This is a genomic window from Leptospira bandrabouensis, assembly GCF_004770905.1.
Classification (GTDB): Bacteria; Spirochaetota; Leptospiria; order Leptospirales; family Leptospiraceae; genus Leptospira_A; species Leptospira_A bandrabouensis.
This window is the reverse complement of record NZ_RQHT01000014.1, coordinates 1,000,329-1,023,725: the sequence shown is the minus strand read 5'-3', so window position 1 is coordinate 1,023,725 and position 23,397 is coordinate 1,000,329. Positions and strand designations below refer to the sequence as shown.

The following is a 23,397-nucleotide window of genomic DNA, read 5'->3' as shown; positions in this document are numbered from 1 at the left end:
GGAAGAAGGGGAAAAGCTTCATGAAATTTTTCATTTCGTTTTTAATAGGAATTAGTTTCTTTTTACAATGTTCGTTTGGTCAAAAGGTTAAGTATGCGGAACTAAAACAATCTTACCCGAAAGTGAATTGGGAAGCCCGTAGAACAGAAGCCGTCAAACTTTTGACCGATCTTTTGAAGATCCCTTCTGTGCGTGGAAACGAAATCCAAGTGGCCAAGTACATCCAAGCTGTCCTCACAAAAGAAGGAATTCCTTCTCGATTTGTTTTTGATCCCAAACACCCCACAAGACCAAACTTAATTGCGGAATTACCAGCCACAGTTCCCAATCCCGAACCAGGGATCATCCTCGCCAACCATTTGGATACAGTCGAATTTGATCCTCGTGAATGGAAAATGGCACCACTTTCTGGCACTGTAAACGAAGGTCGAGTTTGGGGGCGAGGGGCTATTGATATGAAAGGAATGGCAGTTATGGAATTACTCGCCTTTCTGGAAATCAAACGATCGGGAATTCCAAGAACTAGAAAAATTATGTATTTGGCTTTGGCCGATGAAGAATCTGGTTCCGAGTTAGGTGGAAAGTATATGACTTCAAAACAAAAACAAGTTTTTGAAGGATATGAATACGCCATCAATGAAGGTGGAGTTGCCACAAGAGACATTGTGATTCCTGGTTCCACTATCTTTAACATTCAATATGCGGAAAAAGGAAACATTTGGTTAAGAGCAAAAATTAAAGGAACAAGCGGACATGGGTCCTCACCTCCAACACAATACCCAGCCTTATCCTTAATTCAATTTTTTAATGAAGTGAGAGAACTAGAATCTGATATTCGCATAACAGAAGAAACCGATGCGTTTTTTTACCAACTTGGGACTATCAGTTCTTTTCCAAAATCTTTCTTTTTAAAAAATGCAAGAAATCCACTCATTAAACCTTTATTACATGGAACCATTCGAAGCAATCGCCACCTGACGGCAATGACAACCAATACAAAATCCATTACAGGATTTCGTACCACAGAAGGGGAAGGTGGAGAAAATGTGATAGCGGGCGAAGCTTCAGGAAGATTGGATATCCGCACACTTCCCGGTGTTGATATTGAGGAATTTGCCAATAAGGTAAAAACCATTGCTGCCAAATACAATGCAGAGATTACATTTACCGACATCAATCCGACAGATGTATCTCCCATCAATACGCGTTTTTTTAGCACCTTGGCCGCTGTTTCTGTGAATAAATTTCCCAATAGTACAGTGACTCCTTTCCTTTCTCCGGGCAAAACAGATAATTCTTATTTAAGACGGGTAGGAATCAAAGCTTACGGTCTGATTCCCGCAGTTCTTAAATCAGAAGACATCGATGGAATGCATGGAAAAAATGAAAACATGACGATTGATAATTTGGAACTTGGAACTAAGATCCTTTTTGAGACTTTAGTAGAGATGAATCAGTAAGGGAAGTGGGTTGTGAAGGATGGAGGATGGCACTGATTCTGATAAGAGTGAGTGCCAGATTATATTACTAGGTGCTGTTAGGCGGAGTGTTTTAGGCTATTTACCAGATAGTTTTGAAACCTTTAAGCTTCATTTTAGATATAACTGAATCTCTACTAATGAGAGTGTAATTACGCTTAATTGATAGGTAAATAAGAAATAAGTCAAATGGATCTTTATGATCTAAAAGCTCAAATTTTGAAAATAGAATTGCTTCATCGCCGGAAAAATCCATAATTTCTATATTCATTTTTGTTAATAATTCAGGTATATTTTCCTCTTTGAACCCAGAAATTTCTAATTTCTTTAACCTAATTTTTAGTGCTATTTCCCATAACGATATGCTAGAAACGATTATACGATTACTCGAATTTTCTATGATTTTTAAAACATTTTTACTCAATTTTTCCGGATCAGAAATACACCAAAGTATGCAATGTGTATCAATTAAATAATTCATTTCAAATTTAGTAATTCATCTTCAGTCATTTTGAAATTTTTTGCGAAAGTAATTTTTGATTTTCCCTTTAATATTCCTAATTTTCGTTTTCCCGATTTTTTAGAATATAGCGGGACTATTTTGGCGACTGGCTTTTTGTTTTTTCCATAAAGAATTTCAACTTCCTCACCATTTTGTACTAATTCTAATATATTTGAGAATTTAGTTTTGAGCTCACCAACAGGGAATGCTTTCATATTATGAGTATGTGGTTTTCTTGACTACTTGTCAATTTAATTCATACGCGGTAAATCAAATTTTGAGTCATGTCGCATAACGAACGATATTCGAACTTATTTAATTAGGCAATTCCTATTTTAGAGAGAGCAAATATTTCAAAATCCCCTCTTCTCCTCGTTCATCGGCAAGTTCCGCAAGACTCACACCACCTACGGTTTTGACTTTGGTTTCTGCCCCAGCTTTCACTAAGAGTTTTACTAAATCCAAATTTCCGCGGTATACAGCGCGGTAGAGTGCGGTTTCTCCTGTCGTATTACGAAGATTAACGTTGGCACCTTTTTCGATTAAGAACTTTGCCATGTCCAAATCCTCTTCGTCAGCAGCTTTGATGAGAGGGGAATTGCCTAAGGAGTCCTTAGCATTGATAGAGACTCCTTCCGCCAAAAGTTCTTTTACTAATTCTAAGTTTCCTTTTTCTACTGCGTGAAAGAGGCGATGTTCGCGGCTCATGGGTGCTTTGACAACCGTTTCATCTTCCATACAGGAAACACCAAATTGGATGATTGTCAAAAAAATGAGAAAGGGCTTTGCAGGAATAAAAAATCGAGTGGAAAGAAATTGTAACATCGGTTTTAGTCTAATGGTTTAACTATGAAACGTCGATCCATTTTTCCAAACAGTTTCCAGTTCCTTGTCATTTTGGGTGTGAGCCTATCCTCTTTTATATCTTGTTTGTCCATCATTAGCCCGGGCGAGGTGGGACTGATGTGGAGGCCATATAGCACCGGCCTCAGCCAGAAACCACTGGAATCCAGAGTGCAAACTTATATGCCTTGGAATAGTGTTTATATTTACTCAATCCAATGGACGAGTCACCAAGAAAAGGTAGAAGTATTAACTCGAGATGATTTGACCATTACCGTTAGTGCGGCTATTATCATCCGACCGATCCAAAATGAAATTTACGAACTAGAAATGGAGATTGGCCGAGATTATTATGAGAAGGTTGTTAAACCTCAATTTCGCACTGCGATAAGAAATATTTTATCTGCTTATAATATGGTTTCGATTTCCAAAGAAACACCTAACGTCTCTGCACAAATTAAAAAGTCTCTGGCCGAAAAACTAAAAGACAAACATGTCGAAATCGATGATGTAATTATTGATGATGTTGAGTATAGCCCATCCATTTTAAAAGCAATAGAAAGTAAACTTACTAAACAACAAGAACAAGAACAAATGAAGTTCGAAATCAATATTGCGAAACGAGATGCAGAAATCCAACAGATCTCTGCGGATGGTAGGGCCAAAGCCGTACTCATTGAAGCTGAAGCACAAGCCAAAGCACAACGAATGATTTCGGAATCCTTAACACCAAAATACATCCAATTGAAGGCAATGGAGAATCCGAATAATAAATTGATTTTTGTTCCCAACGGAAAAGATGGATTGCCGATTATCGTGAATCCAGAGGGGAAATGAGGGAGAGGTAGTAGGATTATCAATAAAAAAGCCCCACCTTTTTAGGTAGGGCCACTTTTAAGAAGGTCTATTTGGATATTTAGCTTAGAACTTATATCCAGCAGACATGGAGAAAGAAACACCTTCCCTGTAGGATCGGAAAAGTTTCTCTTCGTTGAGTAACTCATCCTTAACATAAATCTTAAACCTTTGGTCTGTTACGTTCTTCGCTGCAAATTTAAAATCTAATTTTTCATCTATTTTGTGAGAGAACACAATGTCCGTCAAACCTACACCACGTTCATAAGCATCAGGAGTACCGTTAGCCCCGACCACAAAGATTCTATCTCCAAAGTAGTTATAGTATAATCCAATAGTTGTAGTTTTTAATTTATTCAAATAAACATCAAATTTTAGGTTTGCAACAAAGTCAGATTGTCCTTGCAAGGGTCTTCGAATGTTAGTTGGATCATAAGAAAAACTTCTATCGATTGGATCCAATATTCCTGCTTTTCCTATTGTAAACTGCTCCCATGTCATAACGTTTACTAAAGACTTAATAAAGAAAACGTTTGTTTCAAAACGAAATCTATCAAAAAATTCCCTTCTGAAATCTAGTTCAACCCCTCGAATCGTGGCGCGGCTAGCGTTTGCATAAGTAAAAAATGGTGATATTTGACCTGCGACAGGTTGTCCAATTAACTCAATAGGATTGGAAAGGTCTTTATGAAATACACCAACTGCTGCATAGTTTGCACCACCCATAAAGTATTCATATCTAAAATCAAAGTTATGAATATACGTTCTTTGTAAGTTTGGATTTCCTCTAATTCTATCACCTCCAAAGTAAGGAGTGAAAGCAAATGGAGACATTTCTCTAAAATCTGGTCTTGTTAAAGTTTGAGTATAACCAAACCTTAAGTTTTGATCCTTAAGAAATTCATAAACAAAATTTGCACTTGGAAGAACATCTTTAGTTCTAATTTCACCTACACCATTATTATCTGCAGCACATATATTGTTTTTAACTAAAAGAATTCTCTCTCCTTCCGACCCAGTTTCACAACCATAACCTGGCTTTCTTACATCAAACTGTTCCTTCAATACAAATGTTTTTACCTTTTGGTAAGAGTCTTCATATCTCGCTCCACCAATAAATCTAAACTTTGAGAATAGTGGGATATCAATTTGAGAAAAATAAGAATGCAATTTCTGATATGCATCATAAGCGTTAGGCTCAACTTGCCTTTCAGAAAAAGTTCTATTGGCAAGTCCTGTGCTATTAGTTCTCAGAAATTCTAAAGGATTATATACGAGCTCTCCTGGAACTGGATACAAGTCATTGGTAGTAGCTCCAACATTTGATTTGGATCCAAACTCTCGGAAAGTAAATGATTTGAATCGGTCTAAAGCCGAGCCTCCAAATTTAAATGAAGATTTAAGTCCATTCCATTGGTCAAAAGGTATTTCGTATGCTACGCTAAAACTTCTCACGGTATCATTTGCAGTAGAATAAAATCTAGAACCATCAGGGTTATTACCTAATCTAGTAGGGACGGTAGTAACTGGACTAGTTTGTGGTCTACGCCAAACTTGTTGTGTTAAGTTTGGTTCATCTCTTTTAGCTTCACCATAGTTCATCTGCCAATCGAGAGTATGTGGCCTTCCAATAGAACCTAAGTTAATTGAATGTTTTCCACCAAAACTTGAATTAAATAATTGTCTGCTTATGAAATCATTAGTCTGTGAAAAAAATTGAAAATTGTCAATATTGTTTGTTCCAACAGATTCACGAACTGACTTTTCAGAAGATACAGAATAAAAATTCTTAAGAAAGAATTGCTGACCACTCATTGGTTCATAAGCCAAGTTTAAATTGTTTCCAAACAAACGTTCTTCTAAATAGATATCAGCATCTTGTGTTTGTAGTGGAGAAACTGTAGTAAGATCTTTAAGAGAGAGATTTACAGGATTACCCGGTATATAACGAACATCTTTTTGCCTTTTGAAACGATAATCAACTGAGTGTGTTGTTCCAAAAAGGACACCTAACCTTTGGCCGGATTCTGTTAATTTAAATGTATTTCCAACTGTAAAATTGAAGTTTTTATCATATGGTGCTTTGGTCGTATCAGGAGTCCATGTAGAAGGAAATGTAGTAGCTCCTAAACTGATTAAAGATGGATTGATTCCACCAAATCTACTACCAGGTTCAAATGGTAAATATTCTGGAACAGATTTTACAATTGAAGGTAATTCTTGGTTTGCAGTTGGTCTTCCAAAAAAATCCCCACCATTAAAAGTTTGCCATTTATTCCTTGTAGTATTTGAATTATAACCAATACCCAATCCAACTTTCATAGTAAATTCATCTGGATATTCCTTAGTTTCAATTTTAACTAATCCTCCGGAGAATTCAGCAGATTCTTCTGGAACAAAAGTCTTAATAATTCTAATATTTTTAATTAAGGAAGCAGGAAATAAATCTAACGGAACAACACGTTTATCAGGTTCTGTCGATGGAATGTAAGCATCATTTAAGTATGTAGAGGAATATCTTTCACCAAGACCTCTTACAAAAACATATTTACCACCAATCAATGTAATTCCTGTTACACGTTTTACTATTTCATTTGCAGATGAATCTGGGGATTTTTTGATAGATTCAGCACCGATAGAATCTGATACAGTTGCAGATTTTTTTTGAAGTTGTAATAGAGCTGCATCTGATTCATTCAAAGCGCGATCTTTTACTTCAACTGTTTGTAAAACTTGCGCTCCAAAAGTCACATTCATTTGACTAGCTTTTCCAGCAGCAACGACTATTGTCCTATTTTGTGGACCATAACCGTACATTTGGTATTCCACTTGGTATGTGCCAGGGGGGAGATCTAATGTATATTTTCCATCAAAATCAGTCTTAGCAAATTTTTTCTCAGATCTTACAACGATAGTGGCACCGAAGACAGGCTCTCCGTTTTCCGAATCAATAATTGTTCCTTTTACTGACCCATTACTTTGGGCAAATATGCTCAGAGATGTAGCAAGAAACAATGTGAGTAGAATGATTATCTTCTTAATTAAGTTCATAAATTCCTTCAGAGCCAAGCTTATAGAATTTATTAATAAGTAAATGAAAAGGGAATTGAGTTGAGTTACGTTTACGTGAACTAATTATTACAAAACGATTACAAGATTAAGGTGCTAAAACTCCAACTTTATAGCCAGTTGTTGTTTGAAATACCATTTTGATTTGTTTCAATTCATATAGATTTTTATCAATTTTCAATTGAATTGATTTTGGTTTATACGCTTTTAAATTTCGGTAATCTTTTGGATCATCCCAGTCAATCGATGTTATTTGAAATTTTTTCTCATAAATCAACTTTGCGATTTCTTTAATCGCCATTTCTTCACGAATATCGAGCATCTTCTTATATTCGGTAAGAGGTGTAGAATCTAACATAGTTCCATAGCCAAGAACATTCGGAAATAACACTTCCATTTTTTCGTCCCAGCTAACGTAATACGAAGTTGGTTTTCCAGTATTTGATATTTCAGTTAAAAAATTCTTAATTGCTAGTTCTTTTGATTTGGAAGATTGATTCCAGTCTTTCTGATTCAACCTGTTTAGTTCGATTTGTTTTTGGTCGTTTTTGATTTGTAAAATTACTTTTTGATTTTCTTCTTCCATTTGATCACGCCAGTTGTCGCGATCACAAGAAATAAGAGATAAGTTGATTAAAATAAATATTAATTTCTTCATATAAAACACCTAGTGATCAGTTTATGATCACTAGGTAAACTGATAATTTAATTATCTAGCTCGATAAACAGTCCAGTCTTTATACCATTCTGATGTTGCACCACCAACGTAAGTGCCTGAAAGAGAACCAATCGTTCTATAATCTGGTTTTGTTTCGCCAAATCCACATTCGGTTGTAGAACCTACTGAAGAAATTGGAGTCGCACTGATTGTTGTTGAACCAGTTGGAGTAATTGCTGTAGTTTTTCCTGTTTCATACGCTAAGTTTGAAATAGTAGCTGTCACTGCAGGGAATGTTCCAGTAGTTGAAGTGCTCACAGCAGCGGCATCAGCGAAACCATAGATAATGGCCTTGTTGATTGTACCCGCAAAACCTTCTCTTAATCTCATACCTTGTCCACCAGAAATACCAGCTCCGACTAATGTAACATTTGTAATCGTAGGATTTGTACAACGTGAGAGTGATCCAGCGCATGTTCCGCCACCACCGCTAGTTGAGTCAATACCATCCATTTCAAAACCATGTGGATCTGTTGAGAATGAACCACCACATGAAGAAGGATATTTATGACCGATTAAATTTGTGAGTGTTCCCGTAAATGATTCATCTAAGTCGAAGTCGTCATCAAGACCACCAGTGGCGAGCATGTTAGACCAAGTTCCTGATCCACCCCAAGCCTCAACTCCGTCATCCAATCCTCTATGAACCTGAACATGATTTAATACAGACTTTGATGAGTAGATTGATAGGTTATTTAATTCGTCGCCAGGAGCGACCTCATTTCCACCAAATTCAACAATATTATAAGACATATTCAAATTTTCTACATCGGAACCTAATGCTCCACCATAACCTTGTGGTGTAGTTCCTTCTGTATTCGAAGAACGTGAAGCCCCACTTGTTCCGATGACTACGATACCACCCCAATCTCCTGGGAATCGGGAACCAAGTGCACTTGCCGAAGACCAACAGATAGGATCTGCTGCCGTTCCGTTTGCAATTAACTTGGAACCTTGTTTAAAGAAAATAGAAGATCCTCTTTGCCCAAAAATCGCTGTTCCAGGAGATACAGTGAGAGTGGCTCCGGATTCTACAAATACAGTTCCTTGGAGTAAAATTCCACCCGACCAAGTTTCTGAACCAGAAATGGATCCACTTTTAATTGTAGGTCCACCTGCCAATCGTCGTCCATCACAAAGGTTTTCACCTATTGTTGGGTTCACAATTGGATATTCCCCTTTAACAAATACTTTGACAGCTTTAATAGTTGCTATAAATCCAGATGCTGTTACTGAAACATTTGAAGTATTTGTTCTATCATTCAAATCAATGTTTAAATTTAACGTTCCATTTCCTAATGAATTTGTAAAAGTGCTAGCTGCTAAGTTAGCAACTACCGAAGAACAATTGGAGGTATTGTCTGCACCAGTAGATTCAGATGCCGAAAATTTTAGGGCACCATTAACCGTAGTTGTTCGAAAACTAAGTGTAAACTCTCCGTCCACAGTATTTGCTGGCGCAGCGGCTCCTACTGCATAACTGTTTGTTTGGCAGGAAGTGAAGTCCGACAAATTAGTTTGACCAGAAGAAAGAATAGGATTCTCTCCATCTTCAACAACCACTTTACCATCTTTTATTTCGGAACCACCTGAAGTTTTAAGTGTTCCTGTAAGAATAATCGTATATTCTGGCTGGTTTAGCAAAAATGCTAATGCAGCCAAAAGAAGCGTATTATCATCCTTTTTCTTTTGGCAATCTACCGATGCAAGTCCCATCATTGCAATGAGAACCAACACCAGGCCTTTATTGATAATTTTTTTCATTTGAAATCCTCTTTCGAAAAACTCGAATTTGTTTCGCTAGCGGGCCTTCCCGAAAGGGATTCGCAAAAATTCTCCCTCTAGCTAGAGGTAAATATGCATCTTATTTGTTACAGTGGAATGACAAGCTGGTGAAGGTTCTATGAAGGTTTGGTTAAAGACGTTATTTCTTGATTCGATTTAAAATTTTTACTAAGTTACTTTTAATACGTCGAATTTGGTCTGAAGTTAGTTGGAGTTTTCCATTCTCAGCTTTTTCTATAACTAATTCTGCTTTTGTGATAAACGTTACGGCCTCTTCGTCGATAGCTTCTTTACGTTTTTGTTTTTCTCGGTAGGCATCTAAGGCCTTTTGCACATCCAAAAGTTCCTTAGAAATCCCACCTATTGCAATATTGAGTTCAACTATGTTTTCATCCATTAGTTAGATAACCAAATCCATAACAAAACTTAGCAAAGAAATTTGAATTCTATTGATATAAAACATCTATAAATTTCTTTTTAGCCTCTAAATGTTCCTTGAATGTGGAAGAAAAATAATGAGAACCATCAGGTTTGAGAAGAAAAAACAATTTATCCGATTTCATTGGCTTAAAAGCAGCTTCTAACGCTGGTAAACCTGGATTCGAAATTGGTCCTGGTGGCCATCCACCGTTGATATAAGTATTGTATGGTGATACAATCTTAAGATCAGATTCAAATAACCTTTTTTTGGGTTTATCAAATAAATACTGAATGGTAGCACAAGACTCTAAATTAATATTTTTTTCAATCCGAGTTAAAAACACACCTGCCATCATAGGTCTTTCTTCTTTTCTCACAGCCTCCCTTTCCACTATGGAAGCAAGTACTACTCTAAAATGAAGATCCGCTGGTTTTATATCTTTCGCCTCAGGAATGGATTCTAATTTTTTATAGAAACGCTTGATCATCATCTCAGTAATTCGTTCCAAAGGATAATTTAAAGGAACCGAATACGTTTCAGGAAACAAATAACCTTCTAAAGTTTTTGCAGGAATATTGTATTTTGTTAGCAAAGCAGGACTTTGTGTCACTTTCAAAAATTCTTCTCGTGAGATGGCTAGTTTTTTTGAAACTAATAAATCTCCAATCTGGCGATTGTTATATCCTTCAGGTACGGTAAAACTTATGAGTTTTACTTTTCCAGAAATGATGACGTCGAGAATTTTACGTGAACTCATTCCGTCATTAATGTCATAAACACCTTGTTTGATTTTGTTTCCGGCTCTCGTAAATTTCATCAAGTAATTGAAATATACAGATGATTTGATCATTCCCGCAGCAGCTAACTCGCGTACTACACTCGATGAAGGTTCGCCGGGATCAATGATGAGTTCGTATTTATTTTGCCCATCGCCGACAGCACCTCCTTTGAGTTCGTCGACTACGAAAAAACCAATCAAGGCCAAAACTAATAGTAAGGAAATACTTAATCCTGATAAAACCAGGTATTTTTTAAGTTTCGAGTTCATTTCATCCCCATTCTCTTTGTCATATCGGCAATTACCAAATCTTTTTTATGGTATTAGGACTGGTTCCATTTCTAATCTAACAAAAAATGTTTCTAATACGCGTTGTCTGACAGATTCCGCCATCTTTAAAAGTGCTGACGTTGAACCTTCTATATTAATTAGACCTAAACAATGTTTATCTGAGATACCGACCCCACCTGGATATTTGGTACCTTTTTGGATCCCAGAGTTTTCAATCAGCCAAGCAGCCGAGAGTTTTTTGTAACCAGGAGATTCGGAATAGATAGGAGGATTTTCGAATCCAAGTTTTTTAGCATTTTCTATGAATTTTTCTGCTTCAAAATCAGAAAGGATTGGATTTGTGAAAAAAGAACCCGCCGAACGAGCGTTTGGATCATTTTCATCTAGAACCATCGACTTTTTCTTTCGAAGTTGAACCACCAAATTTCGAACCATTTCCATTTGTTGAATTCGCGATTCTAAATTTGATTTGCCGTTTTTAAAATTTTCTGAATTAGAAGTTTCCCATAGATTTTGTAACTCCGGGTAACGTAAACAAGGTGCAGCTTCCTTAGACAATTGAAAGGTAACTGAAATTACAATATAGTCTTTATAAATACCGGATTTAAACTCACTATTGCGATAGCGAAAATTACAGTTTTGATTCTTAATTGAAATGATTTCTCCAGAAGGATTCATACATTCCACTTCTAAAATTGAATCTTTGACTTCTTGGCCATAAGCTCCAATATTTTGAATTGGAGATGCACCGACAGAACCTGGAATCCCTGAAAGACACTCAACGCCAGCTAACCCTTGCTTGACTACAAATTCAACAAAATGGTCCCAAATTACACCAGCACCAACTTGAAAAATGCTGTATTCATTGTTTGAATCTAAACACCGTATGCCAGGGATTTGCATTTTAAAAATGACACCAGGAAAACCAGAATCTCGAAATATAGTATTCGATCCACCACCCAAAATAAAAAAAGGTAGGTTTTCATTTTTACAAAATTCTAAAGCATACCTTAGATCTTCGATTGTCTTTATAGAAATGAAGTACTTTGCCTCACCACCCAATTGCAATGTTGTGTGCGGAGCCAAGTGAACATTATTTTGGACAAACATAATCCCAATAAAAAGTTTCCGCAAAAATCGTAAGTAAGAAAATCAGTCTTATGAGTCGTTCCAACCCGAAAGTTTACGAATATTCTGGATGTAGTACCTGCCGAAATGCCCTCAAATATTTAAAAGCCAAAAAAGTGGATTTTCAGCAAGTCCCTATCCGGGACAATCCCCCTTCTGTCACAGAGCTTAAGAAAGCAAAACAATACTTAGGTGATATTAAAAAACTTTTTAATACCTCAGGTAAGGATTATCGTGAAGGAAATTGGAAAGAAAAGTTAACTGCACTTACGGAAGATCAAATTTATAAAGAACTCTCCTCGAATGGAAATTTGGTGAAACGACCGTTTGTTGTGGGCGATGGTTGGTTTTTGGTAGGGTTTAAGGAAGAGGAGTGGAAGGAAAAATTGGGGTAGCCTAGGAAGCTGCGGATATTAGAATCCCCGCCCGATTGTTGGGTGGGGAACTAGACCCGCCACCCAATGCATTCCCTTTACCATGCGCGGGACAAAAACACAACTGATTTGTTTAAAATCATTTTTTTTTGAATAATTAGTTCATATTTCCACAGCCTAGAGACTACTTTCGCTTTTGATTCGGTGGATTTTTTGATTGCATTTTCGGTTCGTCACTATCTTCACCAATATCAATTTGAATTAGTTTTGAACTTCTATTAATTCGATTTTCTTCCTTTACTAGTTTCCTGTTTTCATCCAATTTCAAAAGATATTCCATAACAAAAGGTAAAACTAATCTTGAAAGTGCAGTAGCAACTAACACACCAAAGATGACAACTGTTGCTAGCGGTCTTTGCACTTCAGCGCCTGCCATAGTTGATAATGCCATTGGCAAAAAGCCAATGGCTGCAATAAACTCTGTAGTGAGAACAGGACGTAATGATAAAATCCCTGCCGATACAACGGCCTTATCGATATCTACATCTGCTTTGATTTCATCCTTTAAAGTTGATGCATAAACGACGCCGTTCAATACAGCTATCCCACTGACTGCAATAAAACCAACAGCTGCAGGGATGCTAAAAGGAAGGCCACGAACTAACAAACCCAGTATACCTCCTGCTGCAGCAAGAGGTACTACAGAAAAAACACCAACTGCATAATACACACTTTCGAATGCTATGATTAACATAAAAAATATAATCGCTAGTGCTACCGGAACTACAAGAATGAGTCGGTCTCGTGCACGAACAAAATTATCAAATTGTCCTCCCCATTCAATTTCATAACCTTCAGGTAAAGCATTTTGAATGGATTCGGTTTTCTTTTTAGCCTCATTGATATATCCAACGAGATCACGACCTCGAATATTCACTTCCACAAAAATTCTCCGTCTGAGTCCTTCTCGATAAATCGCTGATGCAGAATCAAGAATTTCAATATCTGCCACTTGAGCTAGCGGAACCGTCGTACCTCGTGAAGTCATAATAGGAATGTTTCGGACTGAATCGATGTCTTTCGCCTGTAAATCTAATCGTAATACTAAATCATACCTTCTAGCACCTTCAAATATTTTCCCTGCTGTCGAGCCAACTCTCATCATTTCGACCGTGCGTAATATTTCGGAAGCGGTCACCCCATAACGAGCCATGTTATCATAGTTTGTGTTTATTTGCAACATGGGAAGACCTAACAAACGTTGTACACGCAAATCACCTGTTCCTTCTATTTTTGACAGAACCGTTGCCATTTTATCTGCTTGAGTTTTTAAGGTTTGTAAATCATCGCCATAAATTTTAAGAACCACATCAGCTTTCGAACCAGTAAGTAGCGCATTCACTCGATTTTCAATTGGTTGAGACATACTAAAATATGTAGATGGGATCGATGATATTAGTTTATCTTTCAAAACATTCATCAATTCTTCTCTAGAACTGGCATTGACCCAATTTTTTTTCGGAGAAAGTTTTACCATGACAGAAGTTTCTTCCGTACCCAAAGGTTCTGCTGCAGACTCTCCCCTACCAACTCGAGAGACAACACTTGAAATTTCAGGAAATGGTTTTAATACCCTTTCAATATCTTTATTTAAATCTTTTGAATAATCAATGGCAGTGGAAGGCAAACGTTTCGCATCAATTTCAATTTCGCCTTCGTCAATTCTAGGTAAAAATTCTGATCCTAGATAAGATCCTAAGAAAAAGGAACCTATTACCAAAAACACTGAGAATAATAAAATCTTTTGTTTTCTTTGTTTTCCCAAATTTAATAGTAAAACGTAATATTCTTCAATTTTTTCCCAAGCATGAGCCTTATGAATGAAAGGTTTTTTATAAAAAATCGCAAGACTTGCAGGAAATACTGTAATCGAAAATACAAGTGCACTTGCAAGAGCTAAAGCAACTGTAATTGCCATTGGACGAAACATACGCCCTTCCACTCCTTCAAGAACCATCAGAGGCAAATAAACTAACATGATAATCGCAACAGAAAATGCCGCTGCCTTACCGACTTTTTGACATCTTTCTAAAATGATATCGTCCGTGATTTTTTTAATTTCATCTTCATTCATCGGTCGGTTAAATTTTTTTCTACCCATATAAAAACCGGCCAAAACTGATTCTAACATCACGATAGAACCATCCACTAACAATCCAAAATCTAATGCACCTAGTGACATTAAATTTCCTACTACGCCTATATATTTCATAAATATAACAGCGATTAGCATAGATACCGGAATTGCTAAAGCGACAAGTATACCTCCTTTCGCAGTTCCTAGAGTCAATATCAAAGCAAAAAATACTAATACGGCTCCCTCTGTAAGATTAATAAAAACTGTTTTCAATGCACGATTGATAAACTCAGATCTATCATAAAAAGGTTCAATTTTCATTCCCTGTGGTAGTGTGGATCGAATTTCCTCCATTCTTTGTTTTACATCACTCACAACTTTGCGCGAATTTTGACCGAGTAACATAATGACAGTGGCAGCAACCACCTCCTTTCCATTTTTTGTTGCAATTCCAAATCGTAATGCTGGACCTTCTTTAACTGTTGCTATTTGCCCTAGTAAAAGCGGAATTCCATCGTTTGCAGTTCTTACAGCCACTCTTTTGATTTCATCAATACCCTCGAACTGACCTTCACCTCTAATCACAAGTTGTTCATAATCTTTCTGAACGTAACCTCCACCTGTGTTAAAGTTAGCTGTTTTCAAATTCTCTAATATTTCAGAAATTGTTAAATTGTGAACTTGTAATCTTTTAGGATCGATAAGTATTTGATATTGTTTAAGAGAACCACCTAAAGTATTCACTTCGATAACTCCAGGAACACTTTTAATTTTTTTAGAAAGATCCCAATCAATAAAACTACGTAGGTCTGTTTCGTTATGATTTTCTGATGTTAAAATGAATTCATAAATATCACCCAAAGCAGTAGCAACTGGTGCTAATTCAGGTTTTCCATATTCAGGTGGAATCTCTGCATCAACTAACTTCAATCGTTCATTTACAATTTGTCTTGCGAACCAAATATCAGTTCCATCTTCAAAAATTACCGAGACAGAGCTTACACCAGCGCGAGAAATGGACCTAATTTCAGTGGCACCTGGAATCCCATTTAATTTTAATTCAATAGGATAGGTAATGAACTGCTCCACTTCAAAAGGAGTTAAGGCGGGAGAAGATGTAACTGCAGTTACCTGAACATTAGTAACATCTGGAACTGCATCAATAGGCAAATGGAAAGCGTTTATAACTCCAACCAAACAAAAAACTAAAGTTACACCCATTACTTTAAATTTGTTTTGAATTGAAAATGCTACAACTGATTCTATCATAAGGTTTACTTTATGATAGAATATCATAACTTGTTTTTCTGGCTAGTGAAACTTATTAAGATTTAAACCCAAAACTTTAGTGATAAAAAATTAGAGAACCAAAAACATTTAAATTTGTTCTCGTATTACATCTACTTCAACTTTCAACTTATGTTTTCCACCACCAAATAAAATTCCCTTTAATGGAGATACGTCCGCATAATCTCGACCAACAGCTGTGATAATATATTCTTCTGTGATGATTTTGCCATTTGTTGGATCAAAATCCAACCAACCAAAGATAGGACAATAAACAGAAACCCACGCATGTGTTGCATCACTTCCTTGTAATTTTTGCGTACCGGGAGGAGGAAGTGTCTCTAAATATCCGCTCACATAACGAGCTGGAATTCTTAACGAACGTAAGGCAGCTATCATCAAATGAGAGAAATCTTGACACACACCTTTTCTTTCGTTTAAAACTTGGTCAATTGGTGTGTTAATACTCGTCGCTTTAGGATCATATTGAAAAGTTTGGTAAATATAAGTTGTCATCTCCAAGGCCGCCGCATAAACAGGTTTGCCATCAGTAAAAAACAAACGTGCAAATTCCGAATAACTTTGTTTAGCCGCAATAAACGAAGATGGTTGGATGTATTCAATAGACAAAAGGTCTGCATCAAGCGTGGACTCATGAATGAGTGAATATATATTTTCCCAAGGAGTCGATTTAGATAAATCAATTCCCAAAGACTGATGTGTTCGTACTGTCGATTCAACAACAACTTCTAAAGAACGATGAGGATCTTCTACCGAAAACAAAAAGACTTGGTTACCAAAGTAATCTCTTCGAAAGGAAGAGACTACAGGTTTAGGGTTTACAGTCACATGAGTTCTAAAACAATCCTGGTGCGAGGTTGTCAACGGATACATGTGAGCCATATTATGGCAGTAAGCAACTGTATCATCATAACTATACTTAGTTTTATGTATTACTTTAAAATCAGCCATTACCATCTCCGATCCTTGTTTGTTCTTCGGTATAATTGAAATACCGACCAGACAGGGCTTCAGATAATTGTTTTAAAAAGGTATGTAACTCTTCCAACCAAATGGAAACAGATTCTAAAGGATTTTCACTCGCAAAGAATATAGAAATATCTTTCATTTTAAAGTGAGTGTATAGCTGAAGAGCCGCACGATCTTCTGAATAAACGACTTTCTCATCTTTACCTGGTAAAAACTTTATATTTGAATTGATTTGTTCTAATTGATAAGCAAAAGATCTAGGATTAGTAGTATCAAATAACAAAATATCTAAAACTGATTCTTGGTCTATTTTTCCACTATATCGCCTATTATAAGTTAATCTAATGTCATTAATTCTCAAAAAAGTTTCAAAGGATGATTTGTCCCGAAATTTATCCCATCGGATCATTCCTTGTAACATCAAAATCATATTGATTGATCTTTCGATGCGACGACCAAGATTTAAAAAATACCAACCGGCTTCTCGACTCATATTTTCAAAAGACAAACCAGTTAATGAAGATAAGTTCACGATTATTTTTTGTAGATAGTCAATAATCTGATCATAAGATTCGATTTCATGAATCGATTGGTCTTCTAAGTGCAATAAAATCTTTTTCATATCTTCTGAGAGTCGATCTCTAACAGATTTAGAAGCTGTCACTAGGCTCTTTAGATGAAAAGCTAAACTACCTACTATTTGGCGATTTGTTGTTAATCGCTGTAGTTCTGGAAATGGGTTTAAAAATAATTCACCTGCGTCGTCTCCAATAAAACCTGGATAACTATTAGTAACATGTGTTACTAATTTTAAGGAATTTTCTAAAGATTCTCTTTCGTAACCGTCTTCAACTTGTAAAATTTTATATGTGGCCTCTCGTATGACACGCGTTTGATTTTCTGATCTTTCCAAATACCTTGCCAACCAAAATAAATTATCTGCGACACGGCTCGGCACTCCTGCACTTTTTCTTGAAATCAAAACTTGATCTGATTTTGGTACTAAAAGTGATTCTTCTTTTTGAGTTTCCGTAGCGAGAACCCAAAGGTCTTTACTCCAAGCACCTCTTTGGCTTGTAATGAAAAAATCATCCAAGGAAGGTGAAACCCTTACTAAACCACCAGCCATGGTTTGATATCCAGATCCAGAGGAAGAAACAAATGTTCTCATGATAGCCCGACCCGGTCGAAAGCCATTTTCACCTAACACAGGAACAGTGGCAGAAGCGATCATTTCTTGTGCAATGAAACGATTGGGCGATGATTTTAATTTTTGTAAAAACGAATCTTTTCTAGCTCCGCTCAGTTCAATGAAAGTTACAGGTTTTTCTTCATCAGTACGAGATACTGTTTTAAAAACATATTTTTCTGGATTTTGTAAAACTAATTGAAAGTGATGTAGTGTTCCCATCCAATAAGTTGGTGCCATTGGCAGAATTAAATCTTCGCCCAAATAAAAACGGCATAAATCTGAATAAAAAGGCAATAAAGCGCGATTTTCTAAAAAGCCAGTTCCAATAGGATTCGCAATTTTTACATGTCCAGAACGAACTGATTCTAAAAGTCCAGGAACGCCTAAAAGTGAATCTCCTCTAAGTTCCAAAGGATCCATAAAATCATCATCAACTCTTCGCAAAATCAAATCGATTTGTTGCAAACCTTCCACAGTTTTCATATATACTTTATTTTTTCTAACTGTTAAGTCTTCGCCTTGGACAAGTGTGTAACCTAAATATCCAGCAAGATAGGCATGCTCAAAATATGTTTCATTCGATGGTCCTGGGGTTAATAAAACTATAACCGGCTCTCTTCCACTAACGCCCGCAAGTTGAGTTAAGGATTTTCGTAGGGAGCGAAAGTAAACTGCAACGCGGTGAACCATTGCATCGCGATACATACTGGGAAAAATTCGAGACAATACAATCCGATTTTCTAATGAATATCCAGAACCTGAAGGTGCTTGTACACGATCATTCAAAACATAAAAATTTCCATCCGCAGCTCTTATTATATCACAAACAAAAAAAAGAAGTGCCGGATTTTTAGTTAGAAAGTGATTAGAATCATACATTCCGTCGCAAGCACGTAAAAATGATGTTTCATTAAATAGAATTTCTGGTGGAATTTTTTTTTCGTGTAACAGTCGTCTTTTGGAATATACATCTCTAACCAGTGCATCAAGTAAATCAGCACGTTGATTAAGTCCTCTTTCTAAAATCCTCCATTCCTCACTTTCCATTACTAATGGAAATAAATCTAAATCCCAAGGCCTTTCTTTTGCTTCGGGTGAATCTGATTGGTATAAATTATATGTAACACCATTTTCTCTTAAAATTCGATCCGTATCACGTCGTCGATTCAATAACTCCGCCGGGCCAAGTTCTTGAAAGGATTTTACTAAGAACTTATATTTGTTTCGAATTTGACCTTCTGCATCGTAGAGTTCATCATAAACTCCAGGAATGGTTTTATAATTTCCGATTAAAGGAAAAGGTTCTTGAGTCATCATCTATTTGAATGTAACCATCCTAAGATCTAAGGTAGATGGGAAGGCTTTATTTTCTAAACGAACTGGCGGCAAACTTTTTCCAATCTTATGACCATGAGTCCAAAAACGAGAAATCCTTCTTGATTCTGCTTCATATCCATTGATAGGAATGGTTTGGTATGACAATCCTCCAGGATGAGAAACATGATAAGTACAACCACCAAGAGCTCTATGATTCCAGGTATCGTAAACATCAAACACTAACGATTGTTGTGCCGGTAATTGTGGATGTAAAGTAAATACAGGTGACCAGGCTTTAAAACGAACACCAGCAACGAATTCATTCTGAACCGAAGTTGGTTGTAGTGGAACTTCGTATCCATTACAACTCAAACGATATCTCTCTGGATGAAATCCTTTAACTTTGACTTGCACTCTCTCTGTAGCAGAATCTACTCCCCGTGAAGTTCCTTGTGCTGTATTTTCTTCTCCAAGTACGTTCCATGGTTCAAGTGCCATTCGTAATTCAATTTCCATACCATCTAAATAACAAATTCCATATTGTGGAAACCTAAATTCAAAAAAAGGATCAAAGTCTTTTGATAAAAAACCAAAACCACTATTTTGTAAATCTTGAATCACTTCTTTAAAATCACGATAAACAAAATAAGGTAACATAAATCGATCGTGTAATTCAGTATTCCAATTAATGGGATTTCCATAGTATGGATCTTCCCAAAACTTACAAACAATAGCCATCATAAATGCTTGTTGGATGACACTCATCTGATAATGAGGTGGCATTTCAAATGCTCGCATTTCGATAAGCCCCAAACGGCCAGTAGGTGACCCTGGATCAAACAATTTGTCTATAGATATTTCTGTTCGATGTGTATTTCCTGTAATATCAATTAAAATATTTCTTAAAATTCGATCCAACATCCAAGGTGGAGTATGTCGATTGGAATCTATTTGTTGGAATGCTATTTTTAATTCATGTAATGAATCATTTCTTGCTTCATCAATTCTAGGTGATTGCGAAGTAGGTCCAATAAACATTCCAGAGAATAAATAGGAAAGTCCTGGATGATTTTGCCAATAGGCAACCAAACTTCGTAAAAGCGAAGGTTTTCGTAAGAATGGGCTATCACCAACAGTTGCTCCACCTAATGTGATGTGATTTCCACCGCCTGTTCCAGAATGACGACCATCAATTAAAAATTTTTCTGCAGTCAATCGAAGTTGGTAAGCCTCGTCATATAGAACTTTTGTTTTTTCAACGATCTCTCCAAAGGAAGTGGAAGGATGGAAGTTTACCTCAATCACACCGGGATCTGGGGTAATTTTAAAACGATTTAACCTTGGGTCATGAGGAGCTTCGTAGCCTTCCAAAACAATCGGAATGTCTGTTTCTAGGGCCGTTTGTTCAATTGCATAAATGAGCCTGAGCCAACCTTCTAAAGATTGGATGGGTGGTAAAAAAACACGGATGTTTCCATTTCGGGGTTCGACACAAAGGGCGGTTCTTGTCTGAAAGCCACCAATCGAATAACTAAAGTTTGTTGTAAATAACTGTGACTGCCCTAATTCCTTTGCTTTGGGCAATTTTGGTTTGGGTACGGCGGGATCTTCTGGATAAGGATAATACGATTTTCCACCTAAGGAATGTAAGGGAAGCCTAAATCCAATAGGTGAATCTCCAGGAATTAAAAACATCTTGCCACGCTGAAAAGTCCATTCATCTGTAATCCAAGAATGGCTGAAAGCATCGTAATCAAGGGGAATTGTGTAACCAACTTCACGATGAATGCCAGAATCGATCACTCTTAAGATACGTTCCCGTTCCATTTTGTCATAAGTATTTAAACCATCTAACATGGATTCGGTATCCTTTGGCAAATTTGCTTCTTGCCAAAGATAATACAAATTATCTTCATAAGCTGAATGAATTGATTTAGAAGGTATATTTAAATGGTTTCCGAGAACACTTATGAATTTTCTTGCATCTTCTGTGGTTGCCGAACCAGTATAACGATCGTCTGCTAATAAATACGGGTGATTCCAAATTGGTTCTCCATCTTTTCGCCAATAAGAAATCATAGCCCAACGAGGAATTGGCTCTCCAGGATACCATTTTCCTTGGCTATATTGCAGTAGTCCCCCAGGTGCAAAATGTTTTCCCAAACGTTTGATGAGCTGCTCTGACTTAGAATATTTTTCAAAACCCAACGCATCAAAATTCCATTCCGGTGCTTCCCGATTTTCTGTGGATACAAAAGTAGGTTCTCCACCAATGGTAAGCCTTATATCATTTTTTCTGATTCTTTTATCAATAGAATCACCTAACCGAATAATACGATCCCAATCTTCATTATGATATGGTAAAGTAACACGTGGTGTTTCCAAAACTCTCTCCACGTTCATGTGGAAAGAAAACTCAGACTTAGCTTTTTCTGTAAAACCTTGAATGGGGCCAGCAGATTCTGGTTCTGGAGTTGCCGCGAGAGGAATATGTCCTTCACCAGCAAAAAGACCAGATGTTGGATCAAGTCCTACCCAACCAGCACCAGGAATATAAACTTCTGCCCAAGCATGTAAATCGGTAAAATCTGATTCAGCACCCGATGGGCCATCTAAAGATTTTACATCCGCTTTTAATTGTATTAAATATCCAGATACAAATCTTGCCGCAAGACCCATATGTCTCAGAATTTGAACTAACAAATAAGCAGAATCTCTACAAGAACCCATTCGAGAAGAAAGAGTAAATTCAGTAGTTTGGATTCCAGGTTCCATTCGAATCACATAACCAATGTCAGAGTAAATTTTTGCGTTGAGAGTTACTAAAAATTCTACGATTCTTTTTGGTTCTTTATTAATTGTTTTGAGATACGATGTAAGTAGTTTCCCCGGTTTTTTAACTTTTAAATAAGGTGTTAATTCCTTTTTTAAAATTTTGTCATAAGTAAAAGGAAATTTCTCCGCATACTCTTCCACAAAAAAATCAAATGGATTGATTACCTTTAAGTCTGTAACCAAATCTACAGCTACTTGTAGAATATTTGTTTTTTCAGGAAAAACCAAACGTGCTAAATAATTACCAAATGGATCCTGTTGCCAATTAAGGAATTTCTGTTCTGGCAAAATATTCAACGAATAAGAAACAATATGATTCTTAGTATGTGGTGCAGGTCTTAATCGAATTACATGCGGAGAGAGCCTAATTGACTTATCATATTGATAAGTCGTAATATGGGAAAGTGCTACTCGTATACTCATAGTTAGTTTGTAAAAAAACGTTCCACAATTTTGGAACCTATATGATTGAGCTCTATTTGAATATCATCCAAATATTCATGTAGACCTTTATCAAAAATGGAATTGATATTTTCTGATCGCAATCGATTCAAATATACGGTAGTGGCATCTTGTGCGAGGTTTCTTGGTAAACCTTCCTTGATTCCTGAAATTTTCTCCAACGCATCTTGCATTTCTTGCAAACAAAAGAAAATAGATCTTGGAAATGTCTCATTAAGAATTAGAAACTCAGCTATATCTTTAGGATCCACTCGTTTGTATTTTTGATTGTACATCTCGTGAGCCGATGCTGATTTCAATAAAGACAACCACTGCAGTAAATCTAAGGTAGAACCTACATCGTGAACGGATGGTAGTAGAATAAAATACTTCATATCGAGAATTCTCGTAGTTTTATCAGCACGTTCTAAAAATCTACCAAGCAAAGAAAAATTCCATACTTCGTCATGAGAAATCGTAGCATCAGAACATCCGTAAAAACTTTGACAACTTTTACGTACTGTACTTAAGAATTCAGAAAGTCCCATCGAAAGTGTATCTCCATGTAGTTCAGCACTTTCCAAATACACTTTACGATAATCTTTCACAAAAAGATAAAATTCGTTTAAAACTTCCCACATAGAAGTAGAAATGTTTTCTCGAATCGTACGAGCATTCTCTCTTGCTCTTGACAAACATTGAAAAATTGAATTTGGATTCTCCTCATCAAAAGTCATAAAACGTATGACATTGACTGGGGTCGGAGCAGAATATCTTTTCTCAAATAATTCAATGTCACCAGTTGTATGCACAAGTGGTAACCACTGGTTGGGAACATCTTCATTCAAATCCAAAGACAACTGATGATTCACATCAATAAACCTCGAGTAGTTTTCTGCCCTCTCGATATATCGATTCATCCAAAATACTGATTCAGCAACTCGGCTTAACATATA

16 protein-coding genes and 1 pseudogene are annotated in these 23,397 nt (G+C 36.5%); 3 read left to right on the top strand and 14 right to left on the bottom strand.

The window, feature by feature from the left end:
- Positions 1-20 precede the first annotated feature (20 nt).
- Positions 21-1,460, top strand: a complete 1,440-nt coding sequence (locus EHR07_RS12015) for a M20/M25/M40 family metallo-hydrolase (RefSeq protein WP_135745294.1) — start codon at positions 21-23, stop codon at positions 1,458-1,460.
- A 100-nt stretch (positions 1,461-1,560) separates the two neighbouring features.
- Here EHR07_RS12015 and EHR07_RS12010 read toward each other — a convergent pair whose 3' ends face one another.
- The 3 genes from EHR07_RS12010 to EHR07_RS12000 all read right to left on the bottom strand — a co-directional run bounded on the left by EHR07_RS12010 (position 1,561) and on the right by EHR07_RS12000 (position 2,805).
- Positions 1,561-1,959 carry a type II toxin-antitoxin system VapC family toxin gene (locus EHR07_RS12010; protein ID WP_135745293.1) on the bottom strand — a complete coding sequence of 133 codons (399 nt, stop codon included), beginning with the start codon at positions 1,957-1,959 and terminating at the stop codon, positions 1,561-1,563.
- On the bottom strand, positions 1,956-2,195 hold the full coding sequence (locus tag EHR07_RS12005; RefSeq protein ID WP_135745292.1) for a type II toxin-antitoxin system Phd/YefM family antitoxin: 240 nt from the start codon (positions 2,193-2,195) through the stop codon (positions 1,956-1,958). Before EHR07_RS12005 ends, EHR07_RS12010 begins: the two co-directional genes overlap by 4 nt.
- 115 nt (positions 2,196-2,310) lie before the next feature.
- Positions 2,311-2,805: an ankyrin repeat domain-containing protein gene (locus EHR07_RS12000; RefSeq protein ID WP_208739776.1), complete on the bottom strand. Its 495-nt coding sequence runs from the start codon at positions 2,803-2,805 to the stop codon at positions 2,311-2,313.
- Positions 2,806-2,829: 24 nt separating this feature from the next.
- Between EHR07_RS12000 and EHR07_RS11995 the strand changes: the two genes are divergently transcribed.
- On the top strand, positions 2,830-3,660 hold the full coding sequence (locus tag EHR07_RS11995) for a prohibitin family protein (protein WP_135745291.1): 831 nt from the start codon (positions 2,830-2,832) through the stop codon (positions 3,658-3,660).
- An 84-nt stretch (positions 3,661-3,744) separates the two neighbouring features.
- On the opposite strand, the gene EHR07_RS11990 is transcribed toward EHR07_RS11995, so the two are convergent.
- The 6 genes from EHR07_RS11990 to EHR07_RS11965 form a co-directional block, all read right to left on the bottom strand.
- The gene (locus tag EHR07_RS11990; RefSeq protein ID WP_409035734.1) at positions 3,745-6,720 is read right to left on the bottom strand and encodes a TonB-dependent receptor; all 2,976 of its coding nucleotides are present in this window, start codon (positions 6,718-6,720) and stop codon (positions 3,745-3,747) included.
- Between the two features lie 115 nt (positions 6,721-6,835).
- Entirely contained in the window at positions 6,836-7,405 is a 570-nt protein-coding gene (locus EHR07_RS11985; protein WP_135745289.1) for a hypothetical protein, read from the bottom strand.
- Positions 7,406-7,456: 51 nt separating this feature from the next.
- Positions 7,457-9,229: a hypothetical protein gene (locus tag EHR07_RS11980; protein ID WP_135745288.1), complete on the bottom strand. Its 1,773-nt coding sequence runs from the start codon at positions 9,227-9,229 to the stop codon at positions 7,457-7,459.
- Between the two features lie 160 nt (positions 9,230-9,389).
- The gene (locus tag EHR07_RS11975; RefSeq protein ID WP_135745287.1) at positions 9,390-9,647 is read right to left on the bottom strand and encodes a hypothetical protein; all 258 of its coding nucleotides are present in this window, start codon (positions 9,645-9,647) and stop codon (positions 9,390-9,392) included.
- A gap of 49 nt (positions 9,648-9,696) precedes the next feature.
- Complete coding sequence (gene mltG / locus EHR07_RS11970; RefSeq protein WP_135745286.1) at positions 9,697-10,719, bottom strand: endolytic transglycosylase MltG; 1,023 nt, start codon at positions 10,717-10,719, stop codon at positions 9,697-9,699.
- A gap of 45 nt (positions 10,720-10,764) precedes the next feature.
- Complete coding sequence (locus tag EHR07_RS11965) at positions 10,765-11,850, bottom strand: UDP-N-acetylmuramate dehydrogenase (protein ID WP_135745285.1); 1,086 nt, start codon at positions 11,848-11,850, stop codon at positions 10,765-10,767.
- Positions 11,851-11,900: 50 nt separating this feature from the next.
- On the opposite strand from EHR07_RS11965, the gene EHR07_RS11960 reads away from it, so the two are divergent.
- Complete coding sequence (locus EHR07_RS11960; protein WP_135745284.1) at positions 11,901-12,263, top strand: Spx/MgsR family RNA polymerase-binding regulatory protein; 363 nt, start codon at positions 11,901-11,903, stop codon at positions 12,261-12,263.
- 262 nt (positions 12,264-12,525) lie between these two features.
- Here EHR07_RS11960 and EHR07_RS11955 read toward each other — a convergent pair.
- From EHR07_RS11955 to EHR07_RS11935, 5 genes and pseudogenes are all read right to left on the bottom strand, one after another.
- Positions 12,526-15,648: pseudogene (locus EHR07_RS11955) on the bottom strand (efflux RND transporter permease subunit); the annotation flags it as partial.
- Positions 15,649-15,756: 108 nt separating this feature from the next.
- Complete coding sequence (locus tag EHR07_RS11950; RefSeq protein WP_135745282.1) at positions 15,757-16,638, bottom strand: transglutaminase family protein; 882 nt, start codon at positions 16,636-16,638, stop codon at positions 15,757-15,759.
- Positions 16,631-19,165, bottom strand: coding sequence for a circularly permuted type 2 ATP-grasp protein (locus tag EHR07_RS11945; protein ID WP_135745281.1), 2,535 nt, complete (start codon positions 19,163-19,165; stop codon positions 16,631-16,633). The genes EHR07_RS11950 and EHR07_RS11945 overlap by 8 nt, the downstream gene beginning before the upstream one ends.
- Positions 19,166-22,423: a transglutaminase family protein gene (locus EHR07_RS11940; protein ID WP_135745280.1), complete on the bottom strand. Its 3,258-nt coding sequence runs from the start codon at positions 22,421-22,423 to the stop codon at positions 19,166-19,168. It abuts the gene before it with no gap.
- A gap of 2 nt (positions 22,424-22,425) precedes the next feature.
- On the bottom strand, positions 22,426-23,394 hold the full coding sequence (locus EHR07_RS11935; RefSeq protein ID WP_135745279.1) for an alpha-E domain-containing protein: 969 nt from the start codon (positions 23,392-23,394) through the stop codon (positions 22,426-22,428).
- Positions 23,395-23,397 lie beyond the last annotated feature (3 nt).

Coding starts and splice junctions, on each gene's coding strand:
- EHR07_RS12000 (WP_208739776.1), bottom strand. CDS start 2,805: ATGTTACAATTTCTTTCCACTCGATTTTTTATTCCTGCAAAGCCCTTT.
- EHR07_RS11950 (WP_135745282.1), bottom strand. CDS start 16,638: ATGGCTGATTTTAAAGTAATACATAAAACTAAGTATAGTTATGATGAT.
- EHR07_RS12015 (WP_135745294.1), top strand. CDS start 21: ATGAAATTTTTCATTTCGTTTTTAATAGGAATTAGTTTCTTTTTACAA.
- EHR07_RS11935 (WP_135745279.1), bottom strand. CDS start 23,394: ATGTTAAGCCGAGTTGCTGAATCAGTATTTTGGATGAATCGATATATC.
- EHR07_RS11975 (WP_135745287.1), bottom strand. CDS start 9,647: ATGGATGAAAACATAGTTGAACTCAATATTGCAATAGGTGGGATTTCT.
- EHR07_RS11940 (WP_135745280.1), bottom strand. CDS start 22,423: ATGAGTATACGAGTAGCACTTTCCCATATTACGACTTATCAATATGAT.
- mltG (WP_135745286.1), bottom strand. CDS start 10,719: ATGAACTCGAAACTTAAAAAATACCTGGTTTTATCAGGATTAAGTATT.
- EHR07_RS11965 (WP_135745285.1), bottom strand. CDS start 11,850: ATGTTTGTCCAAAATAATGTTCACTTGGCTCCGCACACAACATTGCAA.
- EHR07_RS11985 (WP_135745289.1), bottom strand. CDS start 7,405: ATGAAGAAATTAATATTTATTTTAATCAACTTATCTCTTATTTCTTGT.
- EHR07_RS12010 (WP_135745293.1), bottom strand. CDS start 1,959: ATGAATTATTTAATTGATACACATTGCATACTTTGGTGTATTTCTGAT.
- EHR07_RS11980 (WP_135745288.1), bottom strand. CDS start 9,229: ATGAAAAAAATTATCAATAAAGGCCTGGTGTTGGTTCTCATTGCAATG.
- EHR07_RS12005 (WP_135745292.1), bottom strand. CDS start 2,195: ATGAAAGCATTCCCTGTTGGTGAGCTCAAAACTAAATTCTCAAATATA.
- EHR07_RS11995 (WP_135745291.1), top strand. CDS start 2,830: ATGAAACGTCGATCCATTTTTCCAAACAGTTTCCAGTTCCTTGTCATT.
- EHR07_RS11960 (WP_135745284.1), top strand. CDS start 11,901: ATGAGTCGTTCCAACCCGAAAGTTTACGAATATTCTGGATGTAGTACC.
- EHR07_RS11945 (WP_135745281.1), bottom strand. CDS start 19,165: ATGATGACTCAAGAACCTTTTCCTTTAATCGGAAATTATAAAACCATT.